The sequence below is a fragment of the Ruegeria sp. CJ9 genome (genome assembly GCF_056536625.1).
Map to the genome: position 1 here is coordinate 52,252 of NZ_JBQFPY010000014.1, position 7,734 is coordinate 59,985.

General features: G+C 51.4%; 8 protein-coding genes and 1 pseudogene. 2 read left to right on the forward strand and 7 right to left on the reverse strand.

The annotated features are described in order from the left end of the window. Positions 1-33: 33 nt before the first annotated feature. Complete coding sequence (locus ACR0AJ_RS20105; protein WP_480741757.1) at positions 34-528, reverse strand: GNAT family N-acetyltransferase; 495 nt, start codon at positions 526-528, stop codon at positions 34-36. 365 nt (positions 529-893) lie between these two features. After that, positions 894-1,319 (reverse strand): acyl-CoA thioesterase, encoded by a 426-nt coding sequence (locus ACR0AJ_RS20110; protein ID WP_170414968.1) that lies wholly within the window; start codon positions 1,317-1,319, stop codon positions 894-896. Positions 1,320-1,440: 121 nt separating this feature from the next. Here ACR0AJ_RS20110 and ACR0AJ_RS20115 point away from each other — a divergent pair, with 121 nt between their 5' ends. Then, the gene (locus tag ACR0AJ_RS20115) at positions 1,441-1,659 is read left to right on the forward strand and encodes a tautomerase family protein (protein WP_480649282.1); all 219 of its coding nucleotides are present in this window, start codon (positions 1,441-1,443) and stop codon (positions 1,657-1,659) included. Between the two features lie 236 nt (positions 1,660-1,895). Here the strand turns inward: ACR0AJ_RS20115 and ACR0AJ_RS20120 are convergent, their stop codons facing one another. After that, positions 1,896-2,828, reverse strand: coding sequence for a LysR family transcriptional regulator (locus ACR0AJ_RS20120; RefSeq protein WP_480741759.1), 933 nt, complete (start codon positions 2,826-2,828; stop codon positions 1,896-1,898). 334 nt (positions 2,829-3,162) lie between these two features. On the opposite strand from ACR0AJ_RS20120, the gene ACR0AJ_RS20125 reads away from it, so the two are divergent. Further along, on the forward strand, positions 3,163-4,842 hold the full coding sequence (locus tag ACR0AJ_RS20125) for a BCCT family transporter (protein ID WP_170352056.1): 1,680 nt from the start codon (positions 3,163-3,165) through the stop codon (positions 4,840-4,842). A gap of 546 nt (positions 4,843-5,388) precedes the next feature. Here the strand turns inward: ACR0AJ_RS20125 and ACR0AJ_RS20130 are convergent. From ACR0AJ_RS20130 to ACR0AJ_RS20145, 4 genes and pseudogenes are all read right to left on the reverse strand, one after another. After that, positions 5,389-5,925, reverse strand: a complete 537-nt coding sequence (locus tag ACR0AJ_RS20130; RefSeq protein ID WP_170352057.1) for a hypothetical protein — start codon at positions 5,923-5,925, stop codon at positions 5,389-5,391. Further along, positions 5,909-6,679: a hypothetical protein gene (locus ACR0AJ_RS20135; protein ID WP_170352058.1), complete on the reverse strand. Its 771-nt coding sequence runs from the start codon at positions 6,677-6,679 to the stop codon at positions 5,909-5,911. The genes ACR0AJ_RS20130 and ACR0AJ_RS20135 overlap by 17 nt, the downstream gene beginning before the upstream one ends. A gap of 74 nt (positions 6,680-6,753) precedes the next feature. Beyond that, the gene (locus tag ACR0AJ_RS20140; RefSeq protein ID WP_480649424.1) at positions 6,754-7,269 is read right to left on the reverse strand and encodes a DUF805 domain-containing protein; all 516 of its coding nucleotides are present in this window, start codon (positions 7,267-7,269) and stop codon (positions 6,754-6,756) included. 367 nt (positions 7,270-7,636) lie between these two features. After that, a pseudogene (locus tag ACR0AJ_RS20145) lies at positions 7,637-7,734 on the reverse strand (IS5/IS1182 family transposase); the annotation flags it as partial.

The following is a 7,734-nucleotide window of genomic DNA, read 5'->3' on the forward strand; positions in this document are numbered from 1 at the left end:
GAGAAGCGGACAATGCAGCCGTTTGTTCTATCGCTATTGGGCGGCTCGAAACATCGGAAATAGGGGTGGGGCTTGGTCGGCTTTGATTAGACCCATCTCTTGAAAACCATAGTGCTTATACAGCGATAGATTTGTAGGGTTTGTCGACTCTAAGTAAGCAGGTCTTCCATCTTCGTCACAACGTTTGAGGCAGCATTCAAGCAACGCGGAACCCAACCCTTTTCCTTGGTGAATTGGGTCGACCGCAATAAAAGCTAAATGCCAGCAGTCCTCATCGGGATGATAATTGTCCATCTGCCCAAAGGTTTCGAACAACGCATCATGCTTTTCTGGTGAGACCGTCTGCTCAAAACAGGCGACAAGCCGTTCTTCATCAGGGTGAATGCTTGGCGGAAGCCAAAGTGCGCCAGCGGTGAAATCATCGTTTCGAAACGCGCTGCCCTGTTCAAATGCACGCCCTCCAAAGAAGTCCATTACTCGCGGGAAGTGGGAGAGGAAATCGGCAGGTTCAGGATACAGCCAACGCATGAATGGGTCCGCAGAAAATCCAAGAGCAAGTCCGCTTAACAAACTTTCTGCTTCACTTCGGGTTGATGATCTAAACATGAAATTACCTTTGGTCGTTCCACTTCGATTTCCAAGTTTTAGCATGAGGGCCGTAAATACTTGTTGTCAAATGCGCAATTTATTGTCCTGCTCAAGCAACGATGGATGACTGCATTGGGCTCACTGCAGACATTTTCTGCATACGATGTCTGCGACAGATCGCAGCCCAAAGCGGACCTTCAAGACCGAGCTTTGTAATTCTAGCGATGCTGACCAAAGCCACCGATTGATGTACGGCGCTAAGATTAGTCGGAGTGAACCAACGCAATTCGGGACTTTCTGGTCATTCAGGTTGGGTTCCCCAACCATTTGGTTGCACGTTCGCGAACGTCATCGGGTATCTCTGTGGCTTGGCGGGTTTCGAGGCTTAGCAGTACGCATTTGAATTCGGTTTCGAACGCTATTTTGTTGCCGTCAGCTCGAAAAAGCCGATGTCTAAAGGTCATGGATTTGGAGCCAATCGCTACAACTTCCGTCTCCAGCCGTATCGATTCACCAGCAGTAAGCTCTGCGCGGAAATCGCTTTGAGCGTTGACTACGGCGAATGAAACACGGCGGCCCGTTCGCATATCGTTTGCGGTTAACCCCATTTCAGATTGAATGGCTAAAACACCGTCGGAACATGCGGCGAAGTACCTCGAAACATTCATATGTCCAAGAAAATCGCAATCCGTTGGATCAACAACCGAGCGAAATGAAACCATTGCTGACATGTAGTTGCTCCTCTCGAACTGCATAGGATTCTTACAAGAATGGGCATTGCATGTCATCTTGTCGAACAATCGACCAAGTATAGACCGGCATTTTGGTAAGTCTTAAGAAATGGAGTGTGCGATGCCCTCAATTGAAATTCAGGTGCTTGAAGGTGTGTTTTCGGCAGAAGAAAAAGGCAAGATAATACAAAATATCACCAAGGCCTTCGGCGAAGTCGCCGGGCAAACAATACAAAATGGAACGTCTGTCCGGTTGCTAGAGGTAAGCAGCGGTTCATGGGGTTACGCGGGACACATTCTAACTACACAAGACGCTTTGGAGATGCGCGCCCGTGGTTGAAAAAACACCTTAGGACCGAGTCAGTTTTCGGCAGCTTTGGCCCACAGCAGTCATTTTCTACGGGTTGCATATTTGGCTGATTCAGCCCGTAGCCGACATTCGCGACCAGATTTTGCAATTCCGTAAAGCGAGAAGAAAGCAAGTTTTCAATGCCGCTTCATGTTGTTGTAGTATTGCCGTAGTTTTCGAATTGACCTGACATTATGGCCGAGCTGGCTGAACAACTCAGCGACGTTCTAATTCGAAGATGTTGCGAGAACTTGATCCGCAATCCAGTCGAACACAAGCCTGGACCCCCTGCCGGAGTTGGTATGACTTCGTGACATTACATAACCAGCATCGCTGAAGACTAAATCGTCCGTAACGGTCACCAGAGACCCCTTGCTGAGCAGATCATCAATCAATCCAATCCACCCCAATGCGACACCTTCACCAGACAAAGCAGCCTGGGTGACCATGTCATAGTTGTTGAAACTGATGTAATTTTTCTTTCTTTTGCCAGTTATGCCCAGGCTATCAAACCATCCTTGCCAGGTTTGCCACGCTGCGGTTGCAGGTTTTGACAGGCTCAGAAGTTGAACATCCAGCAAGTCCGCGGGATTTTGGATTGATCCAATCTTCTCTAATAGCTGAGGACTGCAAACAGCGGCGACAACCTCTTCCAAGAGTAGTATTTCATCAGGTTTGATCTGGGCTTTGGGTGCAACATGGATACGAATGTCGCAATCGGTATCATCCAGGTCGGGCGGCACAGTGGAGGCCAAAATCTGAATTTCAATTTCATCCCCGATTTCCTCTCGGAGGTAACCAAGACGCGGAAGCAGCCAGAATGTTGAGAACGCAAAATCGGCTGAGATTCGAACACTGGGTTTAGTTTTGCGCTCGAGCAAAGAGTTTACCGCAAAATTCATCTGCGTCATTGCGGGTCTGACCACATTCAAAAGCCTCAACCCCTCATATGTCAGTGAAACGCCCCGGTGTTCTCTTTTAAAGAGGACGACGCCCAGATCGACCTCCAAACCTTTTATCCGTTGCGAGATCGAGGACTGGGTCAGCCCGAGAGCGTCGCCGGCACTTGTAAAGTTTCCATGTTTCGCGACCATTTCGAACGCATAAAGCGCCACGAGGTTTCGGCTTAGACTGGTATTAACTCTGTTAATGTCACCCATAATTACTCAGCTACTGCAAAAGGTAGAAAATTTATACCAAAAACTATGCCAATGGGCGCGAGTGCAGCCCTGTGAGAGAAACACGGGAGCCAATGATAACCAAACAAAACCGCGGCCATAGGTGCGGACAGCCATCCGATTAACGAAATTCACACGCGTGCGCTGGCTCTGAGAAGCTAAGAATTTCGGCGCGTTTTAACTCCCCGGACCCAGTGAGATTGACGATGCAACTGGTGTGCATCGTTGGGCTCACTGGTTTCCCGGCAATATGGGCGATCGGGCCAAAACTAGCAGACTGTCCCACCAGAATATCAAAAACAGGGAGAAGTTGATTATGGCGATAAAGCCACCTCTATCAGAACTTCCGATTAAGACCGCTGACAACGGTTTTTATAGGGGGTTCAGTGTTAACGTCACGGTGATCAGTAAGATTATCATTAGTTTGCTGGTCGTCTGGTGCATCGTTTGGCCGACCCAGGCCGGCAGGATCCTTGGCGATTGGAATGCAGCCATTCTGGCTCAGTTTGCAGCTTGGTACATCTGGGTCGTAACCGGGTTTGTTATCGTCTGTATTGGTTTGGCCATCTGGCCAGCCGCAGGACGTCTGAACCTGGGTGTAGAAGGCGAAAAGCCGGAGTTCTCGAATTTCTCATGGTTCTCGATGATGTTCGGTGCAGGTATCGGAGTTGGGATGTTGACCTGGGCGGTGGCGGAACCCGTGGCCCACTTCAAGAACAATCCTTCGGTTATTCAGGGGGTCACTACAGCCCTAGATGCGGACAATGTGCGCACTGCCTACGTGTGGTCCTATCTGCATTGGGGATTGGGCGCTTGGGCGTGCTACGCGATTGCAGGTCTTGCATTGGCATTCTTCAGCTATCGCCGTGGGCTTCCGCTGACGATCCGCTCATCCCTGACGCCGCTTTTTGGTAAGGCGCTTTCGGGCAACCTTGGCCACCTGATCGATATCGTCGCCGTCGTTGCAACCATCTTGGGTGTGGCACAGACGCTTGGCTTTGGTGTTGAGCAGTTCGTTGCGGGCCTGACGCGTATCGGCATCGGCGGCCTGGCAAATACAGACGGTTCAGCCACAACGCTGGGCATCATCGTCGCGTTGCTGGTCATCATGGGGGCTTCGACACTGTCAGCTCTGTCTGGTGTGGGTAAGGGCATCAAGTGGCTGTCGAACATTAATATGGCGCTATCGATCTTCCTTCTGGGTTTCTTCATCCTGTTCGGGGCTACGTTCTTTGGCGCCAAGGCATTCTTTGTCGGCATCTGGGACTATCTGGTTGCTCTGCCCTGGCTCAGCTTCAACGTCTACGCCTCGGATGGCGTAGAAGGGTCTGAATCTTTCCTGCTGGCACAATGGCAGGGCTGGTGGCCGGTGTTTTATTGGGCCTGGTGGATCGCGTTTGCACCTTTCGTCGGATTGTTCTTGGCGCGCATCTCGCGGGGGCGGTCCATCCGTGAGTTCGTGCTGGGTGCGATGATCGTACCGTCGCTGATGTGCTTTGTCTGGTTTGCATGGGCCGGCGGCACCGCTATCGACCTTGAACTGAACGGTGGCGCAAACGGTGTGATCCTGGATGCGGCTAATGGTGACAAGATCTTTGCCATGACCACCTACATGCTCGCGCCCATAGCCGAGTTCCTGGCCTGGGCCATGGCGGTTGTGATCGTGATTTTGCTGATGACCTTCCTTGTCACTTCGGCTGACTCGGCCGTGTTAATCGTGAATACGATCAACGCGGCTGGTGACGAAGGGCCCAAGGCACGTCCGCATATCATGTTCTGGGGCGCTGCGCTGGCATTGGTGGTTGGAGGCCTTCTGATCTCAGGTGGAACCGGGGCCATTCAGACCGCTATGGTAATCGGCGCATTACCTTTCTCTATCGTCATGGCGCTGATGTGCATTGCTTTGATAAAAGCGATCTGGAACGATGGTCGCCGCGAAGCGGCTGGCATTGCATCAACTGTTGATCCCGAAACATCAACGATGCCAGCCGAATAGTACTCGCGTATCTAAATGTGACCCTGGGACGAAAAAACCGGGGTCACAAATATGATGGCAGCCGAAACAGAAATCTATCAAAAATGCGGGTTTTAGCGCCGCATATTGATTGCTTGATCATTGCCGAAAATACGTCTTTGGTTGAACTTTGCAGAGTCTGCTTTCTGCGCAGAATGTTCAAACTGCCTGAGAACCCAAACCTAGGATTCCAAAAGTCACATTGAGCATGAACCCCAGCAACACTGCTCACGTTTAGTTACGACCCGGATTGCGATGTCCATGCAGTAAGGTGTTTCAGTAGCGTCCCAACCCGCAGGCAAGTTCGCAACAACAAGAATCCTTTATTGAATCCCTTCAGAGACTGTAGGTGCACTCATAGCGCTGCATTCCCAACATTGATTTCATTGAAGAAAATCTTGGAAGCTTGCCCATAGCTCTGCGCGGTATTTGCGCACAACTTTGTACAATTCGCCCATAAGTTTGCGTGCCACAGAGAACCCATCGAAAAATGGGGCCTCTGGCACATCTGCTACACACAAATGCAGTTTACTCCCAATCGCCAGCAGACGAGCGCCACGTCTTAGCGTCCGCATCCCAAACACTGGCGGTGACGCAAGGCGTTGGGTTTATTCCGTCGCAATTGGATCCATGAATATCTGCGACAACAACGCGCTGGCGCCCAAAATCAACAACAGTCCAGCCTTGATTGAGCAAGGAATGAACCTCCTCTTCTATCAGGAAGTGCGACATGCACCCGCCAGTTCCGCAATTAAGAGATGCGGCGCTTGAACACGCGAAACCAGACTCATTCAGAACCCAGTCGCGTTGTAGATCTCCGTCGAGATCGACCCTTTCAACCGCGCCCCAGGCTATATCAAACTGACCGTTGTTGAACTCCGCACAGGCCTGTGCCGCCAGATCAACCTTCGCCTGCAAACCGGGCGGAAGTTGCGAAACGTCAGCCGCGACAGCTGGTGCGGTCCAAACTAGGCCCGAAACCAGCACAATCCCGGAAGCCAATCCTTTCAACAGGCGCACTATTTGAGAAGCCAGTTGGCGGGTGGCATCAATTGCACTGATCATACCTGTAATCCCCATATTCCAGCCAGTTTGCCGAGCCGTCGCTAAAAATCAGAAACTCGGACCTGTCTTCCCCAAGCAGGGCGACGACAAATCCAGCGGGCGGCTCAGAGTTCCCGAAGTAACTGTAGGCCGTCATGGCTCTGATCGACTCGCCGTTAACCGCTACTCGCGCGTCCCACTCCCCCTCCGGCTTGTCCAAAATTACGGGTTCGATCACGCGCTCTATCGCTCCGCCACCACAATAGACGATGCCTTCGGGCGCTTCGTAGGAGGTCTCTTGGCTAACTTCTGAAACGCACGCAGAACGAAGGGACCGAATTGCTGCGCTGGAACCTTTCAAGTCAAAGATCCCATAGCTGACATCTTGATCACTCATCGACAGATTGACCGACGCGTTGGCCGCAAGCTGGTCCAGTACAAAACTATAGTCCTGCTGACTGTTGAAGCTGACCTCGACCGGATAATTGTCGACGATCTGCACGGCAGCGTTTTCTGCGCCAACCTGAAATGCTCCAACTTCGGTGGTGCCGTTCTTCAAAAAGCGAATGGAAAGCCCCTGCTTGTCCGCAATGTCCTGGCTGTCCTCGAATCCAGCCGGAGCAAAGCGAATACGGTCACACTGAAGTTCCAGCGTCATGTTTCCTGTCTGAATAAACGCATTGGGGTTGGGCCCGGAGCTGAACGACCACTCCGCTGATGCTGTGGTCGCCACTGCCATCAGTAGCATTCCAATGGAAATGGTTTTGCAGCTCATTTTTTTCTCTCCATTGAGTTACGGTTCGCACTGTCGTTCAGCAGAAGTTCTAGCCAATTGCCCGGACAGCCAGATCAGGAAACAGGTTCGCCGTATTCGTTTGCGCCTTCTTGGGAAGGTCGCGTAAGCCACCAGATCATCAGGATGGACAGAACCAATTGAAGAATTGAGACAACAACAATACCGGTTACGCCCAGGACGGCCGCAGGTCCTCGCAATGCGTCAGGGTTCTCGGTCCCTTGCTCCAATACCGAAAAGAACGCCACCCCACCCAGCATAACAAATAGCGTTGTAATGCTGAGCGCCATCGGCAGCAGCAAATACCAGCCAGGTCGTCCTGTATCATGCAGCCTTCGCCAACCGGCGGCCAGCATGGGTATGAGAACAGCCAGTTGGAAAACAGAGGACAGAACCCGAGATCCCTGCCCTGTTTCGGGGTTGGTCCCGAATATGATTGTATCCAGCACAGCTAAAGCAGCGCTCGCGAGAACTACGAACAAGAAGAACCACCAGTATTCTGAGCGTAAAGCCCGACCGGAGAACTGGAAGTATTTTGAGAAACACGCTTTTACTGCTTCGCCAAATCCCATATTTCACTCCTTTCTTGCTTTCTGTGCGGTCTCAAACGCTTCGCCGCTCTAGAGAACGCACTCGCCCCTTAGGATGCTCCCTCTTACCTTTTTGTTTGAAAGCAGAAGCCTATCGCACGAGAGCGTAAAGAATTTTACGCGCGGAAAAAATATTGATTTGTAAAAAATTAGATTCAAATATGCGAATTCGACACAACTTTATTTACCTCCGTTGTTGTCGCTGTCGCCCGATTTGTCGGGCCCTTCCGACTGCTGGAGTGAGTGCTGGCAGTCGGAAGGCACTTTACAATGATTGAGCGTTGGGAGGACGCGATGCTCAGACTTAACGTACTCGCCCTCTTTTCAGAGTTTGCTCTAGGGTCAGGACTCATAGCCAATAGATAACGAGTGCTGCGAGGACGATTGCTGACAGGAAGACCTTCGGGCACCTGTCGTAGCGGGTTGCCACACGCCGCCAATCCTTCA

Bases quoted from the DNA above. Each gene is read 5' to 3' on its own strand.
- ACR0AJ_RS20110 (WP_170414968.1), bottom strand. From the start codon at position 1,319: ATGTCAGCAATGGTTTCATTTCGCTCGGTTGTTGATCCAACGGATTGC.
- ACR0AJ_RS20105 (WP_480741757.1), bottom strand. From the start codon at position 528: ATGCGTTGGCTGTATCCTGAACCTGCCGATTTCCTCTCCCACTTCCCG.
- ACR0AJ_RS20130 (WP_170352057.1), bottom strand. From the start codon at position 5,925: ATGATCAGTGCAATTGATGCCACCCGCCAACTGGCTTCTCAAATAGTG.
- ACR0AJ_RS20140 (WP_480649424.1), bottom strand. From the start codon at position 7,269: ATGGGATTTGGCGAAGCAGTAAAAGCGTGTTTCTCAAAATACTTCCAG.
- ACR0AJ_RS20120 (WP_480741759.1), bottom strand. From the start codon at position 2,828: ATGGGTGACATTAACAGAGTTAATACCAGTCTAAGCCGAAACCTCGTG.
- ACR0AJ_RS20115 (WP_480649282.1), top strand. From the start codon at position 1,441: ATGCCCTCAATTGAAATTCAGGTGCTTGAAGGTGTGTTTTCGGCAGAA.
- ACR0AJ_RS20125 (WP_170352056.1), top strand. From the start codon at position 3,163: ATGGCGATAAAGCCACCTCTATCAGAACTTCCGATTAAGACCGCTGAC.
- ACR0AJ_RS20135 (WP_170352058.1), bottom strand. From the start codon at position 6,679: ATGAGCTGCAAAACCATTTCCATTGGAATGCTACTGATGGCAGTGGCG.